This window comes from Thermoleptolyngbya sichuanensis A183 (assembly GCF_013177315.1).
GTDB classification, from domain to species: domain Bacteria; phylum Cyanobacteriota; class Cyanobacteriia; order Elainellales; family Elainellaceae; genus Thermoleptolyngbya; species Thermoleptolyngbya sichuanensis.
Genome location: NZ_CP053661.1, coordinates 358414 through 374474, shown reverse-complemented (window position 1 = coordinate 374474; position 16061 = coordinate 358414). Strand labels below are relative to the sequence as shown.

14 protein-coding genes are annotated in these 16061 nt (G+C 53.6%); 6 read left to right on the top strand and 8 right to left on the bottom strand.

Going from position 1 to position 16061, the window contains the following annotated elements; translation table 11 throughout:
- The first annotated feature begins 56 nt into the window (after positions 1 to 56).
- Entirely contained in the window at positions 57 to 362 is a 306-nt protein-coding gene (locus HPC62_RS01680; protein ID WP_172353472.1) for a DUF2973 domain-containing protein, read from the top strand.
- 181 nt (positions 363 to 543) lie between these two features.
- Here the strand turns inward: HPC62_RS01680 and HPC62_RS01675 are convergent, their stop codons facing one another.
- From HPC62_RS01675 to HPC62_RS01660, 4 genes are all read right to left on the bottom strand, one after another.
- Positions 544 to 795, bottom strand: coding sequence for a hypothetical protein (locus tag HPC62_RS01675; RefSeq protein ID WP_172353471.1), 252 nt, complete (start codon positions 793 to 795; stop codon positions 544 to 546).
- 299 nt (positions 796 to 1094) lie between these two features.
- Positions 1095 to 3131 carry a peptidoglycan DD-metalloendopeptidase family protein gene (locus tag HPC62_RS01670; RefSeq protein ID WP_390820407.1) on the bottom strand — a complete coding sequence of 679 codons (2037 nt, stop codon included), beginning with the start codon at positions 3129 to 3131 and terminating at the stop codon, positions 1095 to 1097.
- Positions 3132 to 4729: 1598 nt separating this feature from the next.
- Positions 4730 to 5191 (bottom strand): tRNA (cytidine(34)-2'-O)-methyltransferase, encoded by a 462-nt coding sequence (locus tag HPC62_RS01665; RefSeq protein WP_172353469.1) that lies wholly within the window; start codon positions 5189 to 5191, stop codon positions 4730 to 4732.
- 231 nt (positions 5192 to 5422) lie between these two features.
- Positions 5423 to 6967: a serine hydrolase gene (locus HPC62_RS01660; RefSeq protein ID WP_172353468.1), complete on the bottom strand. Its 1545-nt coding sequence runs from the start codon at positions 6965 to 6967 to the stop codon at positions 5423 to 5425.
- A gap of 453 nt (positions 6968 to 7420) precedes the next feature.
- On the opposite strand from HPC62_RS01660, the gene HPC62_RS01655 reads away from it, so the two are divergent.
- Positions 7421 to 8221 carry an RMD1 family protein gene (locus HPC62_RS01655; RefSeq protein WP_172353467.1) on the top strand — a complete coding sequence of 267 codons (801 nt, stop codon included), beginning with the start codon at positions 7421 to 7423 and terminating at the stop codon, positions 8219 to 8221.
- 21 nt (positions 8222 to 8242) lie between these two features.
- Here HPC62_RS01655 and HPC62_RS01650 read toward each other — a convergent pair whose 3' ends face one another.
- On the bottom strand, positions 8243 to 8599 hold the full coding sequence (locus HPC62_RS01650; protein WP_172353466.1) for a DUF1815 family protein: 357 nt from the start codon (positions 8597 to 8599) through the stop codon (positions 8243 to 8245).
- Between the two features lie 851 nt (positions 8600 to 9450).
- Entirely contained in the window at positions 9451 to 10284 is an 834-nt protein-coding gene (gene menB, locus HPC62_RS01645; protein WP_068510707.1) for a 1,4-dihydroxy-2-naphthoyl-CoA synthase, read from the bottom strand.
- 671 nt (positions 10285 to 10955) lie between these two features.
- Between menB and HPC62_RS01640 the strand changes: the two genes are divergently transcribed.
- Positions 10956 to 11366 carry a Mo-dependent nitrogenase C-terminal domain-containing protein gene (locus tag HPC62_RS01640; RefSeq protein ID WP_172353465.1) on the top strand — a complete coding sequence of 137 codons (411 nt, stop codon included), beginning with the start codon at positions 10956 to 10958 and terminating at the stop codon, positions 11364 to 11366.
- Between the two features lie 278 nt (positions 11367 to 11644).
- Here the strand turns inward: HPC62_RS01640 and HPC62_RS01635 are convergent, their stop codons facing one another.
- Both HPC62_RS01635 and HPC62_RS01630 read right to left on the bottom strand, forming a co-directional pair.
- Positions 11645 to 12376, bottom strand: coding sequence for a response regulator transcription factor (locus tag HPC62_RS01635; protein WP_172358719.1), 732 nt, complete (start codon positions 12374 to 12376; stop codon positions 11645 to 11647).
- Between the two features lie 359 nt (positions 12377 to 12735).
- A complete protein-coding gene (locus HPC62_RS01630) occupies positions 12736 to 13182 on the bottom strand; it encodes an SRPBCC family protein (protein ID WP_172353464.1) in 447 nt (148 codons plus the stop codon).
- 167 nt (positions 13183 to 13349) lie between these two features.
- Here HPC62_RS01630 and bioF point away from each other — a divergent pair, with 167 nt between their 5' ends.
- The 3 genes from bioF to HPC62_RS01615 are packed head-to-tail and all read left to right on the top strand — an operon-like array spanning position 13350 to position 16052.
- Complete coding sequence (gene bioF / locus HPC62_RS01625) at positions 13350 to 14525, top strand: 8-amino-7-oxononanoate synthase (protein ID WP_172353463.1); 1176 nt, start codon at positions 13350 to 13352, stop codon at positions 14523 to 14525.
- Positions 14509 to 15228, top strand: coding sequence for an alpha/beta fold hydrolase (locus HPC62_RS01620; RefSeq protein ID WP_172353462.1), 720 nt, complete (start codon positions 14509 to 14511; stop codon positions 15226 to 15228). The genes bioF and HPC62_RS01620 overlap by 17 nt, the downstream gene beginning before the upstream one ends.
- Complete coding sequence (locus tag HPC62_RS01615) at positions 15225 to 16052, top strand: methyltransferase domain-containing protein (RefSeq protein ID WP_172353461.1); 828 nt, start codon at positions 15225 to 15227, stop codon at positions 16050 to 16052. Before HPC62_RS01620 ends, HPC62_RS01615 begins: the two co-directional genes overlap by 4 nt.
- The last annotated feature ends 9 nt before the right edge of the window (positions 16053 to 16061 follow it).

Below are 16061 nucleotides of genomic sequence, written 5' to 3'. Positions count from 1 at the left end.
AAACTAATGCCAACAGTTCAGGTTGGCGGGGTTACGCAATTTAGAAGGAAAGCACTATGCTACATCTGCTTTATGTCGTTGCCTTTACGATCCTGGCGCTGCTGGCAGTCAGCAACTTGATCCGCAGCCTGATGACGCTGGGTATAGAGTCGCAGCGTGTCTATGCACCCCCGGCACAGCCCTATCGCTCCAGTCGCCTTCAGTCTACCTCTCATCCAGAACTGCTGGACGACACGGGAAACCTGATTAACGAGCCGTATTTGGTGATGCGATCGATTTCGGTTGAAGATGCCCGCGAACAGCTCGATGCGCTATACAACGCATCGCCCAGTTCTGCCGAAAAGCCTCAGGAAGAGGCTTAACCCATCATTAGAAGTGTGGGAACGGCGACGACCTACAACTCTTCGACCTACAACTCTTTCACATTCACCTAACTTGGGCCTCAATTAAGGCGGGTCAGGCAGGGCAGAGAGGGCGATCGCCGACTCGAATTGCATCGCCCTAACCTTGCTTGATACTGGCTTAATCTTGCTTGATATCGGTTTAATATCGATCAACGCTGCCAGAGAAAATCGGCTCGACACGCAGCGCCAAAACCTTGGAGGGGCGGACAACCATATACTCGCCCTGGATGTTTTTGATCGGCACGCTGATAAAGTCATCCGAGGTGGCTTTGGGAACTAGTTCGCCACTGTACCATTTCTGAAAGTCTTGAATCGTTGAAAAACGAACTTCTTCTCGATGTCCACCGTCCATCAACAGGTGAACAGCAAATTCGCTCGGTGTTCTGGGCATAGTGAATCCATCCTCTGCGTCGCGGTGCTGTGGTCAATATTCCCTAAAAAAGCATCAAAGTAAAAGCCAAGCCCAAAAGAAAATCGGGCGATCGCCCGCATACCGTTAAAGGGACAAGGGCAGATGGGAGCTGCAAATTGGCTTTCCTAATCGCGAATGCTCAGCCCTCCATTCAAAACTCAAGCATAGTCCAATCCACAGCGTTCCGAACGCTGCGTTCCAGACAAAAGAGTCGCTTCGCAAATGGCTGCAAAAGCGACCCCTTGAATCTTTTTGGGATATCCAGTTCTCGAACCCGACTATCGACGCGCCAAGAGAGACATCGGATTAACCGTACCCTGGTTCGGGACATGGATCTCGAAGTGGACGTGGGGCCCAGTGCTAAAGCCCGTGCTACCCATCGCCGCGATATGCTGACCTTGATCCACTCGATCCCCAACGCGCACCAGTAGACGGCTATTGTGGGCATAGCGAGTGCGGGTGCCATCCGCATGACGAATGTCAATCATGTAGCCATAGCCACCAGAGTTCCAACCGGAAAACTCAACGACTCCAGCGGCCGCCGCCACAATGGGTGTGCCAACGGGTGCTGCGATGTCGATTCCCCGGTGCATCCGTCCCCAGCGCCAGCCAAATCCAGAGGTCAGAACTCCACGCGCTGGCCAGATGAAACCGTTTGAAACGGGAGTTCCCTCTGGCAAAAACGCATCCATCTGAGACAGCGCAGGTAGCTCAGGAGAAACCATGCGACCCACCAGCGGCTCTAGAAGAGGCTCATAGCTTTCTGACCCGAGGGGGGCAACTGCCACAAGCTGTCCGCTGCTGGCAGCAGGAGCAGATTCGCTAGCAGGAGCAGCAGCCACTAGCTCAGGCTCAGCGCCAGCAGAAGGATTAGAGGAATCTAAGGCTCCCGGTTTTACCGCAAACTCTCCCGCATCTAACTCAGACACGACCTCAGGTTGAGGCTGAGTTAGATGCGGGAGAGCCTCTAGAACAGGTTCAACTGTGGGTACAGAAGGTACAAAGCGATCGCCCAAGTCTTGAGCCGAGCCAACGCTTCTCAAAGTGAGCGCTGCTACCACAGACGGCTGATTGTCCTGACCGAACTTACTAGGTTGACCATCTAAACCTGGTTGCTCTAAAGGCTCTGACGATCGCAAAGGCGAAACATCGTTGATCAGTCGATGCAAATGCTCGAAGGTGCGGCTAGGATTTTGAGCAGGCAATACGACTGCTGCCACCTCAGTTGCTCCGGGTCGGTAAACCTCAGAACGTACCGCTTCGCTCCGGGCAGGAGCAACACCCCCAACCCCAACAAACTCAGTCGCAAACAGAACAGAACTGCCAGTAGCCACCGTGGGCACCGCATCAGACGGCTCAAACATCGTAGAAGCCCCGTCAACCTGACGAGAATCGGCCGGAGGCAGCACGACCGAAGACTGGCGACGGGCCGATGATACTAGCTCAGACGACTCGGCAGGAACTGCAATGACTTGACCAATCTGAATTACATCTGGATCTTGCAGACCGCTGGCTTCTACAACAGCATCTTTCGATACGCCGTAGGCGCTCGCAATTTGCTCAATGGTTTCTCCAGCAGAAACGCGATGAGCCAGCAACACAGGCTGCTCTAGATTGAGAGAGACATCGCCAGCAGGCTGACTCAAAGCACTGAAAGAAGTCTCCAGCGTTGCAGAGCCAGATGGAACTGCAAGAACCTGGTTAACTTGCAGTTGATGGGGATTGTCCAAGCCGTTCGCTGCAACCAAAACGCTTTGAGGAACGTCGTAGGCAAGGGCGATCGCCCCCAAGGTGTCCCCTGGCTTAACGCGATACAGGACACTACCGCCAGCAGGTAACACCGCCGTCAAACTCCGCTCAACATCACCCGAAGCGGCTAGTCCATAAGACGAGGGAGGCGAAACCAATTGCTTCTCATCTGCTTCCAGAGCGCTGCTTCGGCCATTGCCCTGAACACGGACAGAAGGAGTAGCATCACCCTTAGACAAGCTAGAGGGTTCAGCCGACGACTGCAATTGTTGGCTTGCCAACACGCTACGCAAACGCTCTCGGCGCTGGCGGAGGTTTTCGAGGCTGGCGTAGCGGAGGGGACGGTCTGAGGTGCGAATTTCCTCCGAAATATCTGCCACCTCGGATGGCGCTGCCTGCTCGTCTAAAACGCCTGCTGAAGATGAAGTAGGCGTATCTGCTACAAGCGGTGAAGGCTCTACGCCGGGGACTAGCTGCGGAGTATGCTCAGGCGCAACCCTTGAGACGCTAGCCGACTCTGCTCTTTGGTGGCCCGGAACTCGAATTGCTTGCCCGACCCGAAGCACAGAATCCAAAGAGAGACCATTAACTTCGGCAAGCGTTCTAACGGGAACCCGGTAATAACGAGCGATCTTGTAAAGCGTCTGTCCGGATCGAACCCGGTGGGTGAACATTGCCCCAGAATACGTCGAGGACGATGAAGCCTTGACAGGGGCAGACGGAGCAGTGGGAGCTACTTCGTCTATCCCAGGGCTGGCGAGGGGGGAATCCAGAGAATCAGTTTGGGGAACCGACAAGCCTGTAGAAACTTCGGACTCAACGGAGTTCGGTTCGGCTGCGGTCGCCTGATCGCTGTGCCTTGGGAGTAACAAGCTAGAAGCGCCCATCGAGAGCGCTAACCCAAGCATGGCGGCAGAAGTGCGAGCCTTACGGCTAACCTCTCGGGGGTTCTGCTTGGGCTGCCCTGCCTCGGCTGCATAGTCAGACGAATAACAGGAAACAGGCTTAACCTTCTGCGGAAATGCTCGTCTCAAAGAACAACCTCCTGTTGAGCGGCGTTCAACTGTCCTCAAAGGGAACCAGTCGTTGGAATCAAGTTGACACGGATGAAGTGACCGAAGTCACAGACCGACGGCGGTTCTAATCACTGACGCGCCTTACAACTAGGTAAGATTACCTTAAGCTTTTTGCTTAGACAAGCTTACACCAGTCTTCAAAAAAATCAACACTCTTGAATAAACCTGTGCTCAAACTACCCCTGTCGAGGCATTCAAACGTCTAGCTTAAACAAAAAACCGTTTACCACCTGACTCCCAGAACAACCGATGAGCTTACACCAGTTCTTCAAAAAAGACTAGCTGTTAACAGGGTAACTGCATTAATCCTTAAATAGAAAAATAAATCACAGCTTTCTATCTTCACATAAGAGACCTTGCGAAAAGCTCAAACGCCTTGTCAGAAGAGAGTTTTGGTCACTGGTTTTGGTAAGAATCTAGGAACACTTTTGCGTAATTAGGATTTCTAATTTTCAACCGATTGTCCTTTCGAGCTTCCAAATCTACAAGGGAAGATCCAAGGATTTCACGGTTGACGAACTGGAGAAACACTACCCACTTTTCTCCGGTTTTTAGTACCGATGCCAAGCTTCGTCGAGTGACCAAATTGCGCCCGGGTGAGGGCTTGTAAGGCTCACTTCGCAGATTGGGATTTCTTATGGCAGACCCTATTCTTTCGTATTCCAGGTTACTGACTTCTATTGCGTATCCTTCAAGCCAAGCGCTTGATTTGAGTTGATCTGATTTTTTTGCGGCTGGATTAGGGCAGTCTGATCAGCAGTGTTGGGAGGATCGCTCGCAGCAGAGCGAGTTCTCAAAAATTTCTCAGTTGGGTTAGATTCCAGGCGCTGGGATTTGAGGGCGATCGCCCCCATATTGCCCCTATATCCCCTCAATTCAGCCCAAATTTAGCGCTCAGGCACGAAAGCCTGGGCATTTACTGGGCATTTACTGGGCATTTACTCTAGAGCCACTGCATCTGAAATAAGCTTTCCGAAGAAAATTACTCGCCTGAGGAAGTTCCATTCCATATATATATAGATATGGAGTGAGCGTTTTCCTGAGGAACAGGAGAATCAGGCTGTTCCTGAGTCAGCTTTGAGGCGGGGCTAGTCTAAAAGCCCAAGCTGGCGACGCGCTTCGAAAAGCCCCAAAGCAGCGCTGACTGAGAGATTGAGGCTGCGAACACTGGGTTGAGCCATTGGAATTTTGACGACAGTGTGGCAGGCAGCTAATACGTTGGCCGGTAGACCTGTCGTTTCACAGCCAAACAACAGCCAATCGTCATCTCGATACTGAAACTTTGTATAGCTACATAACCCTGAAGTGCTGAAGCCGATCCATCGTCCTCCCTGCTGGGCATGGGAGCGCTGGAATGCTTGCAGGTCAGAATGATAGTAGAGGTCTACGTATTTCCAGTAATCCAGCCCCGCCCGCTTGAGATAGCGATCGCTAATTTCAAAGCCTAAGGGGCCAACCAGATGCAGTGGTGTACAGGTGGCGGCGCAGGTGCGGGCAATATTGCCCGTGTTTGGGGGAATCTGGGGATTAACGAGAACAACGCTGGGCATAGGGAAAGCGGAAGTTGGCGATCGCCCGATAGGTCTGTCGGTCAGCAGCAATTGGAGATCTGATCCGTGCGAGATCCGATACATTGCAGGGGATGGCGTGCGTCGGTCTGAAGCTGACGCACACGGGCGATCGCAGAGCAGGAATGTATAGATTCTTCTAATGATTGCTCAGCAGTGGATAGATGGAGTGCAGGATACGTGCTTTTTTCCACCAACCTGCTGGCTGAGTCACTAAAGAGTTGGCTGCTGTGCGGGATCAGAGGCGCTAGGATCCTGGCTCGAAGGCGCGGTGTCGGGATTAGCCGTAGAATCCGGCACATTGGGCGGGATAGCCACAGCAGGGGGCTGAGCAAAGTATTGATAGGTTGCCTGAGAAATTTGCTGAATGAGCTGCGCCGCCGACCCAGCATCGCCCGACCGCTGCACCAAGGCGGTAATCACGTAGCGCTTGCCGTTGGGCATATCTACAATCCCGCTATCGCCCGAAAGACTGTCGATGTTGCCAGTTTTGTGGGCGATTTTTGCGTCCGGCCCGAGAGTTGCCGCCAAGAGGCTGTTGTTCACTGTGGAGCGCATGATGTCGAGCAGGCGATCGCGCGATCGCAGCGACAGCAAATCTCCCTGGATCACGGCTGTTAGGAGCAGCGACAAATCGCGGGCGCTGGTGGTGTTCGTGCCTTGCAAATCCGCCAAGAGATTATTCAGCACGGTGTGGCTCATGCCCCAATCGCGAAATCGGCTATTGAGTGCGGTCAGTCCGCCCAGCTTGTGAATCACCATGTTTGTAGCCGTATTGTCGCTAATAGTGATCATTTTGGTCGCGGTATCCAGAGCGCTAAGCTGGCTGCCCACTTCCATAAACTGAATTTCACCGGAGCCGTCTGTGATATCAATCGTTTGCAAGGTCAGAGCCTCATCCAGGCGCACCCGCTGCCGATCGACATCTTGCAAAAAGGCAACCAGAATGGGGGTTTTGATCGTGCTGGCGGCTGGATAGACGGTGCTGCCGTTCAAGTCCACATAGTCCCCAGTGTCCAAATCCACCACAAACACGCCAGCCGACAGCCCAGCCTGAGCCACAAGCGACTGTAGCGTGGTCGTGAGCGGCGCAATCGGCTGCCCCAGACGCAGCTTCATAATCGCAGAAGACGGATTGGCAGGCACAAGATCACCGCGAAAGCCAGGAGTTGGCGTGGGGCTGGGGGCGTGGGTAGGACTGGCGGCCAGGCTGGCGGCTGTGGTGTCCTGGGCCCGGATTGTCGGATTCCAGACAGAAAGGCTAGTGCCGACGATTGCCCCAATGCCCACGCCCAGAATGATCAGGCGAGTCGCATAGAGTAGTGGCGAAGCGGAGGCTGGGGGATGGGCGCGTCCCCGTCGGGGAGTCGAGCGCGATCGCCCCATCGGTCGGGGAGCCAGCGCCACTGGACGCTCAGGTCGTCTCGCCGCATCAGGCCGATTCCCATTCGGAGAAAGTGAGCGAGGCTGGGGTTGGATCAGCGCCAGAGATGGCGGATTCGACCGTTCAGACGATTGGCGACCGTTGCCAGCAGCGGGCGATCGCTCTGAATGATCCAGGACGTTGCGTAAGTTCAGCGGTGGCTGGGCCGAATAGGAGGCGCGGGGGGAGATGGGCCGGGGCGATCGCGCCAGTATATGTCCCGAACGAGGAGCCTGATTTGTAGCCGAGCGATCGCCCGATTGCGATCGACTGCCTGCGGCCGGCGGCACAGACCCCAAAGGCTGAGTTCCACCCTGCCCAGATCGCCGTTTCATGCGGCGTCGGGACGAGCGGGATGGTTTTCCAGAACCCAGCATAAGGGCATACCTCCAGGAAATTTTCGACTTGCGTCACGCGATTTCTGACCTTACAGCTAAATATAACGAACCCCGTTTCATCCGTTGCACCGAATTTAGGGAAAACTGACTAGACAAGACAGATCCGCACAATCCTCGTCAAACGACTCTGATTTAGATCGTTTAAGATAAAGTTTCAGCGCTCAGACAGCAGGCTTCCCTCAGAATTCGAGACGTTCTGCTGTCCAGCCGCTTTGGTTCAGCAAGGAATTGCACCCCTAGTTTTCAGGCATGATCAGCCCAGCAACCCACCGCCTTCCAGAGAGACAACGCTTTGGACAGAGCCGTTTCTGGTTTTTAATCATGCGACAGCAAGAAGGTGAGTAGCGGCTTGCGCTGGTTTAGAAAGACAAGCCTATTGAAATTCACCCCATGCAAAAGTTACTATTTCCTGACAAAGACGCAGTTAAAGGACGCGCAATTTTTCTTGGAGAGCGCCTCGACTTGCGAACGCTAGAAGCAACCACACCCCTCGGACGGCAACCCTTGGCGATCGCCGCTGGAAGCGATGGCTGTGTGGTTCTCTTTAAATATGGCGCAGTGGTGCTATTCGGGTTAGACCCCATTGAGGAAGCCACTTTTTTAAATAACTTGAAACCCTTAGTGCAGGAGCCGTTCAGCAAGCCTGAAACCGAGGAAGCGACCCTCCGGATCGAGCCGTCGCGAGCGGGGCAGGTGGAAAATGGCATTATCTCGCTGCAAGAATTTAGCGTAGAGTCGCTGCAAGTGGTGGCCGATGTGCTGGCTAAGAGCGTGGTGCTGGCACACTACGAACTGGGCACAGCTAGCGTCTTCGACCAAATCGAACCCTTCGCTGCGGGGCTACAGCGCACCACCAAAAATGAGCGCTGGGGCAAAGAGCTCCTGCGGCAGCTCGGACGGACGTTATCCATTCAGCATAAAATCGTGGGTCGGGTCGAAATTATCGACAAACCCGACCTGCTTTGGGAAGCACCCGAACTGGAGCGACTTTACGCCCGCTTAGAAAATGAGTATGAAATCCGCGATCGCCATCAGGCTCTAGAACGCAAGCTAGGACTGATTTCCAGTACAGCAGAAACAGTATTAGATCTACTCCAGCACAACAGCGGCCTGCGCGTAGAGTGGTACGTTGTTGTGCTGATCGTAGTGGAAATACTGCTGTCGTTTTACGACATCTTTGTCAAGGCCTGAGCACATAGCCCGCAGACTGCCCTAGGCTGCTCCACCCGAAACCCGTACCAGCGAAACATGCCCATCGGACGGCTTAATCTGGAACTTTACGAGGTTCGCCAATTCTTGAAGCTGGCTAATTGCCTCCGCGCCTTCGAGCTTCATTAGCTCGCGATCGTCGCGCATTTCTGTCCAGGTAATGCCATAGTCTGACACCAAAAAGCGGATCAGGTGGTTCTCGCCCAGACTCACCATAAAGGACGCGCTGTTCATCTGACCGCCGCAGGTATAGCAAGATGCGAGGTAACCCTGGCGCTCCAGCACAATGGCCAATGCCTGGAGATTCATTACCAGGTCATGTACAAACCGACGGTGCTGTTCTGCAAGTCGCAAAAACATCTTCGACCTCCAATCACCACACTCTATAACATCACATTCGACTATTCTAGATTGTCGTAACCTTCTTTTAGGTATTTGTAGCTATTCGAGACACAATTGCCTCGTCCTAAATATTAAAACATTCTTACGAAAAAGGAGCTTATAGCGAAAGTATGAAAAGAGGTTGAAAATCCTGACTTTTAGGACGCTAGCTTAGTTCTAAAGCCCTATAGATATCTCCGGTCACACTCGGCATGATCATCAATAAATTCCTATGGATGATCAAACAACCCTCGGTGAAAAAGTATGCTCTCTCAATCTGATCGCCGCAGACACCCCTGAACAGTCCTAACCGATATCCCTATATCCCTTGGTCAGCCAGCTTATGCAAGAGGAAAGCGACCTAATTCGACTTCAGAACCCACTCTACCGCTGTCTACAGCCTGATCCCATCGGATTCCGTAAGCCTGCACCGCTCACAACCACATCTTTACCCCAACTTCGTAAAGCGACCTACCTGGCAGATAAGACTCCACAACCCAAGTCGTAAGAAGGTAAAACCCTGCCCACTCAATTTTTCACTAGATTCAGACTCTGAGCCAGCTCGGAGCAAGAGCTTTATAGCGCCTGTACCTGTGGTGTTTGCGATTCTGCCAAGAACTCGTTCAGTCGGTTCTGTTGAATTCTGCCTGTTAAATCCTGTTTGTTAAATTCTGTTGGACTACGCGACTTTACTCCTCAGAGCGTTGCTCCCAAACACATTCTAGTTCGGGATCTTTGAAGTGGGAAGTTTAATCAGGATTCGATGATGAAAGCTGTTGGCGTGATCTCCATGTTCGAGCGATCGCCCCAAATGTCTCCAACGCTTGCGTTCAGGGTAGCCAGGGATATTGACGAAAATCGGGCGATCGCTTTTCCAGAAACGCCTGCTTGCCCTCGCTGCCTTCTTCTGTCATGTAATAGAGCAGCGTTGCATTGCCCGCTAGCTCTTGCAGTCCCGCCTGCCCATCACAATCAGCATTAAAGGCAGACTTCAGGCAGCGGATGGCGATTGGGCTTTTCTCCAGAATTTCCTGCGCCCAAGCGATCCCCTCGGCTTCCAACTGCTCCACAGGCACAACACAGTTGACGAGTCCCATATCGAGGGCCTGCTGGGCGGTGTACTGGCGGCAGAGATACCAGATTTCTCTCGCTTTCTTTTGTCCAACAATGCGGGCCAGATAGCTAGCGCCAAAGCCCCCGTCAAAACTGCCGACCTTGGGCCCAGTTTGTCCAAAAATAGCGTTATCTGCGGCGATGGTGAGGTCGCAGACAACATGGAGGACATGGCCGCCGCCAATGGCATAGCCCGCCACGAGAGCAATCACCACCTTGGGCATCGTGCGGATCAGTCGCTGCAAGTCCAGTACGTTCAGCCGGGGCGTGCCGCCTTGATCTAAATAGCCACCCTGACCGCGCACGCTCTGATCCCCGCCCGCGCAAAAGGCGTATTTCCCGTCCGTGTGGGGGCCCGCTCCGGTCAACAGCACCACCCCAATCCGGGGATCTTCGCGGGCATTGCTAAAGGCATCGTACAGTTCGGCAACCGTCTCTGGGCGAAAGGCATTGCGCTTGTGGGGGCGGTTGATAGTGATTTTGGCGATGCCATCTGCCTTGTGGTAAAGGATATCTTCGTAGCTTTTTGCAGTCTGCCAGTCCGCGTGCATGGTAGGGATCGATGCCAGAAAAAAGTGAGTGGGTAAGTTAGCGAGAACGCCAGCACAGGAAAGCGAAGAGAAAGCAAGCAACCGTGCAAGAAACATTGGTGGGCGATCGCCCTACGAGCCTACCACGTTGTGCGATCCCGCAGTTGACCAATCCCAACCCTACCCCACCCCAGAACCCCCTACCCCCTTACAATTCTTCCGTTTCGTTCTTCGTTCTTCCCTCTTCGTTCTTCCCTCTTCGTTCTTCGTTCTTCGTTTTTCATTTTTACGGCCTACAAAGCACGTAAATTCCCCAGTAGGGCGATCGCATTATTGCCAGAATTCCGTAATCCCACGCGAATCCTTCGATTAGGCAGGGGGCAATCTGAGGGCAGAGCAGCAGAGGGCGATCGCAGTGTGCCCATCAACCTCTAGCCGTAGCTTAGAAAGCTCGTAAATTATTCACACTGCAATGTCTACAGCACTACCCCAACTTCATCAATAAAGCGTTAGGTTGGTTGCAGTAGCGGCTCTCTACAGCTTGTAGAAAAGGTTAACTAACAGTTTCTTATCCGCTCCTTTTGCTGCCTTCTCGCGGTTTACTTAGCGGTTTACTTACCGGATTAACGCAAACTTAGCGCAAAGTCCTTCTCTCACCGTCACATCCCTCCATTGCAGGGCGAGGTATTGACATGAATTGGTCGCATTACAGAACCCCGGATCTGGCGCTCTCTAGCTGGACATGGCTCCCCAACGACGCTGCAACAAGTCACTCCAATACAGCCCCCCAGCCCCCAGCCACGCTCTACAGAACAGCATTTGTTGCACCCTCGCTGCGTCCGCAGTGTGCGCCATTGCAACCCCTACGCCAATGGCTCAACAATATTGAAATTTCAAGTGAAGCTCAGGCCCGTCGGATTTGTCAGGCGATCCCCGCCCGGTGTCCCTTCGAGCGAGAGGTGCGGGTCTTGGGGAAAACGATTCTTCGGATTCCGCCGCTGTGTAAGCTCAATCCCGTCTACGAAGAGGTTGTAGCGCTTCGGTTTCGGGCACTGTGTTACCTAGCAGACGAATGCCGGGTAGATGTAACGCCCTACTGCTAAGCCGGACGCATTTACGGATTCGCTGGGGCTTTGCCGAGAATCGACAAACGCCTATGTTAGTTCTCGAATTTGAACTGGCGAATTTGAACTGACAGATTTGAACTGGTGAATTTGGATTACCAATCAGGCGGTGCGGGGCTTCCAGCAATTCTATCCGTAGCGCCATTTGGGAGCATTGAGACAGACCCGCTTCACAACGTCCCAAAAACGCAAGAGTGCTGATGCAGCACTCATACCCCTGCGCCGGACATGCACGACGATCTGTACGTCTACCGTCTCTATACTTCTGCCGTCTCTGCCGAAGCAGCTGTGGCTGGAAGCTCCAGACAGTAGCCTGCGCCGTAAACCGTTTTGATATAGCGGGGATGGCGGGGATCAGGCTCTAGCTTGGTTCGCAGATGCCGGACATGAACCCGAATCGTCTCAATATCATCGTCGGGATCATAACCCCAGACTTCCTTCAGAATTTCGCTAGGGGAAACTGTCTGCCCATGCCGTTGCAGCAGGCAGTGCAGTAGCTCGAATTCCAAATGGGTGAGCTTTACGGTCTGGTCAAACCAGATAGCTTCTAGCCGCTCTGGCACCAGCGTCAGCGGGCCATAGTTCAGGATTTCCGTATGCTTTGCTGCCTGGGGAATGCGATCAGTGCGGCGCAGGAGGGCGCGGACTCTCGCCAGCATTTCCTCCACCTCGAAGGGCTTGGTGAGGTAGTCGTCTGCGCCCGCATTGAAACCTTCCACCTTGTCTTGGGTCTGACTGAGGGCGGTGAGCATTAGCACGGGGATGTCGGCTGTGCGCTCGTCTCGCCGAAGCCGCTGGCACACGGTAAAGCCGTCTACCTTTGGCAACATCAGATCGAGCATAATCAGGTCGGGCAACAGTTGCAGTGCCAACGCCTGACCTTTGACCCCGTCTGCGGCCTGGCTCACGTCATATCCAGCCATTTCTAGATTGACGGCTACTAGCTCTGAGATGGAAACGTCGTCGTCGATTACAAGTATCCGAGGCATCATTAAAAACTGGGTTTAACGTTTAGAAATTCTATGGAATCTATTGTTTTTATAACGGATCAATAACAAAAGCTACAAAGCCGTTCAAACATTTGTAGAACTTAAACAGAATATACGAGCAATTCTAAATTTTTTCTGCTCAAAATGCACCCTCCCGGCTGGAGGCTGGATCAGGAGCCTGCAAGCTAATACGAGAGATGGCTTGGTAGGGAGTTGCTTGAAGAACCAGAGCAGGCATTGCTCAGACCTTGCGCGATCGCTCTCTGCCCGCCCTCTGTCCTTGTGAATTAGGAACTAACCTTGCGTCGCAGATTTTGCGCCGAAATTCTTATATCGCCTAGCGCCAGAGATTTTTTCGATTAGCTCGACAACTCTGCCCGTAGCGCGTAGTCGCGGAATCGGTTGAGATCGGCTTGCAGCGTCGATTCCACCAGGCGACCCAGAAACAGGTTGTCCATCACTTTGCCCAAAATACCGGGGATCGCGTAAGACACCGTGAGCTTTACTACGCTGCGATCGCCCCGATCGTAAAACCGGATTGCGCCCCGGTTGGGCAGTCCGTCCACCGATTCCCACTGCATGATCTGGTGTTGCACCAGCTTGGTGATACGGGACTGCCAGCTAAACTCGAACCCACTAGAGGCCAGCTTCCAGCGCGACAGGTCCGGGTTATCTGGCTGAATTGTCACTGAGTCGATCCACTTCATCCACTTGGGCATTTGCTCTAGGTCAGACCAGAGTCCCCACACCCGCTCGATGGGCGCTTCGACTTCGACTTGAACGGTGTGATCTAACCAGTCGGCCATGATGGGAGAATGAGAAGCTGCGATCAGTTGGGGCTACTGCTTTACTCTACAAAGTTTCTGGGGAAGAGGGAAGGAGGAAGAGGGAAGAGGGAAGAACGAAGAGGGAAGAACGAAGAACGGAGCTGCTTTGAAATCGGCAGGCATGACGATATTGGCGATTGGCGGGAATGGGGCAAGAGGACAAGTTTGCGTTTGTTGAGGCGTTTTTGGAGGGGCGATCGCGCCAGCAAACGAGGCGATCGCTCCAAGGGGTTGTGCCGCTCGATGCCGTCCATGTGCAAAAGCAGGGCAAGACCTTGGTGAACTTTAGCGCCAATGACTATTTGGGATTGTCCAAACATCCGGTGCTGATTGCCGCTGCCCAGGACTATACGCAGCGCTACGGCACGGGTGCAACTGCGTCGCGGCTGGTGACGGGCAGTTTCGACATTCACCAGCAGCTAGAGGCGGCGTTGGCGGCGGACTGCGGACGCGAAGCGGCGCTATTGTTCAATTCTGGGTTTCAGGCAAATGTAACGGTTTTGGGGGCGCTGCTCGACCGACATGCGCTGGTCTTGTGCGATCGCCTAGTTCACAGCAGCTTGCTCAACGGCGCACTAGCCAGCCGCGCCACGCTAACCCGCTATCGGCACAACGACCACGAGCATCTGGAATCGCTGCTGCGACAGGCGGTGAATCAGCGCTACAGTCGTGTCGTGATTGTGTCGGAAACGGTGTTCAGCATGGATGGCGATCGCGCGGATGTCGATCGGCTTGTTCACCTGGCGCAGACCTACGGCGCGATTTTGTATCTGGACGAGGCCCACGCGATCGGGGTGCTGGGTGCAGGGGGAATGGGGCTGGCGATGGGCAATCCTGGCGTAGATCTGGCGATGGGCACGCTGGGCAAAGCCTTTGGTGCGTTTGGTGCGTTCCTGGTTTGCTCGGCGCGACTGCGGGACTATTTGATCAACGCCTGCCCCGGCTTTATTTACACCACGGCGTTGCCCCCCAGTGTGATTGGGGCGATCGCCGCTGCGCTGAAGCTGATGCCCAGTCTGGAGGGCGATCGCCAGAGGTTGACCCGGCACGCAGAGACGTTGCGAAACCAGCTTCGGGCGGCAGGATTCGACACCGGGCCATCCTCCACGCACATTATTCCTATCATGCTGGGCGAGGCGGAACGGGCGCTGTCCCTGGCTCAATGGCTAGAAACCCAGGGCATCCTTGCTGCGGCCATTCGCCCACCAACGGTTCCCCAGGGGACGGCACGACTGCGGCTCGCACTCTCTAGCCAGCACACCAGACAGCATTTAGGATCATTAATTGGCGCGTTGAGGAACGGGCATGGGCAGCGGCATTGAGGCGATCGCCTATCACGGCTGGGGGTTTGACGCAGACCTGTGGCAGCCGTGGGCGGCGGCGTTGAAAACTGCGGGCGTTGAGGTGCAACTATTCGACCGGGGCTATTTTGGCTTGCCCAATCAGCCCGGTTTTAGCCAACAGCCTTCCCGTAAAGTGATTCTGGCTCATTCCTATGGGCTGCATCTCTGTCCAGTTGAGCAGATGCATCAGGCCGATCTAGTGCTAGTCTTCAGCGGATTTTCATCGTTTCATCCGCTGTCGGGGCGATCGCGCGATCGCTCAAAAAGCATTCTACAAATCATGATTCAGCAGTTTGAAAAAACACCGAGCCTGGTCTTGCAAAACTTCTACAAAAAGTGTTTCTCACCCGTCGAGATTGATCCAGCCTGGTGTGAACCTTCTGAAAGTTTTCGGGTTCGCGAAAATCGGCTCAATTCTGCACTCTTGCTGCAAGATTTGCAACGGTTAGATGAGTCGATTCAGAATCTCGACCACTTGCCGCAAACATCTTATGCCATTGCCTTTCATGGACAGAGCGATCGCATTGTTCCATTTCCAGATACCCCTGAGCAAGCCACGCATCTGCTGGCGAGGGCGGAGTTTATCTCGATTCCCGATGCCGGACATCTGCTGCATTTAACGCATTTTGAGCGCTGCTGGGAACGAGCGATCGCCGCTATTCATTCTCTACCTCCCGCATGATTTTAGAAAACAGCGCTAATGCTTTAGAGAAAACCCATGCAAAATGCCAGATTGAAGAAGCCTTTGGACAAGCTGCAAAGCAATATGATCAGGCAGCTTTGGTGCAAAAAGAATGCGCGGCCTGGTTGCTAGAGGAACTCGATCGAGTGCGTCCTGAACTGACTTCTGGAAATGTGATTGAGCTTGGCTGCGGTACGGGTTTTTTGACTCAAGGATTAGTAAAGAAGATGGGCGATCGCCCTCTGGAAATTACTGACTTATCCCAATCAATGCTCACCGTGTGCCAGCAGAAAGTTTCTCAGATCAGCCATTCCTCTGAAATGACCTTCAGAACCCTTGACGGCGAACTTTGGCAACCCATTTCCAGGAGCTATGCGTTGATTATTAGCAGCTTCGTCGTGCAGTGGTTTCAGCAGCTTGAGCCTGCGCTAGATCGCTGGATTTCTGCCCTCAAACCGGGCGGCAAAATTCTCATCTCGTTTCCGACCTATCACAGTTTTCCAGAGTGGAAAGCAGCCTGTCGAAGCCTGGACTTACCCTTTACCGGAAATCCCCTGCCTGATCCGGGGGCGATCGCCCAATTCCTCGCATCTCGGCCTGTTCAAACTCGATATTGGCAACAATCCATCGGCATTTCCTTCACGTCTTCACGCGATTTCTTCCGAAGCTTAAAGCAAATTGGTGCGGGAACTAGCCTTTCCCAAACCAAGCTTTCCATTTCAGACTTTAAACAGTTGGTTAGCGCACTCGATGAATTTGCAAGTCTTTCCGGAGGAATTCACTATGACGTAGCCTATTTCACTATTTCTCGCAATAAACTTTAACCAAAGATG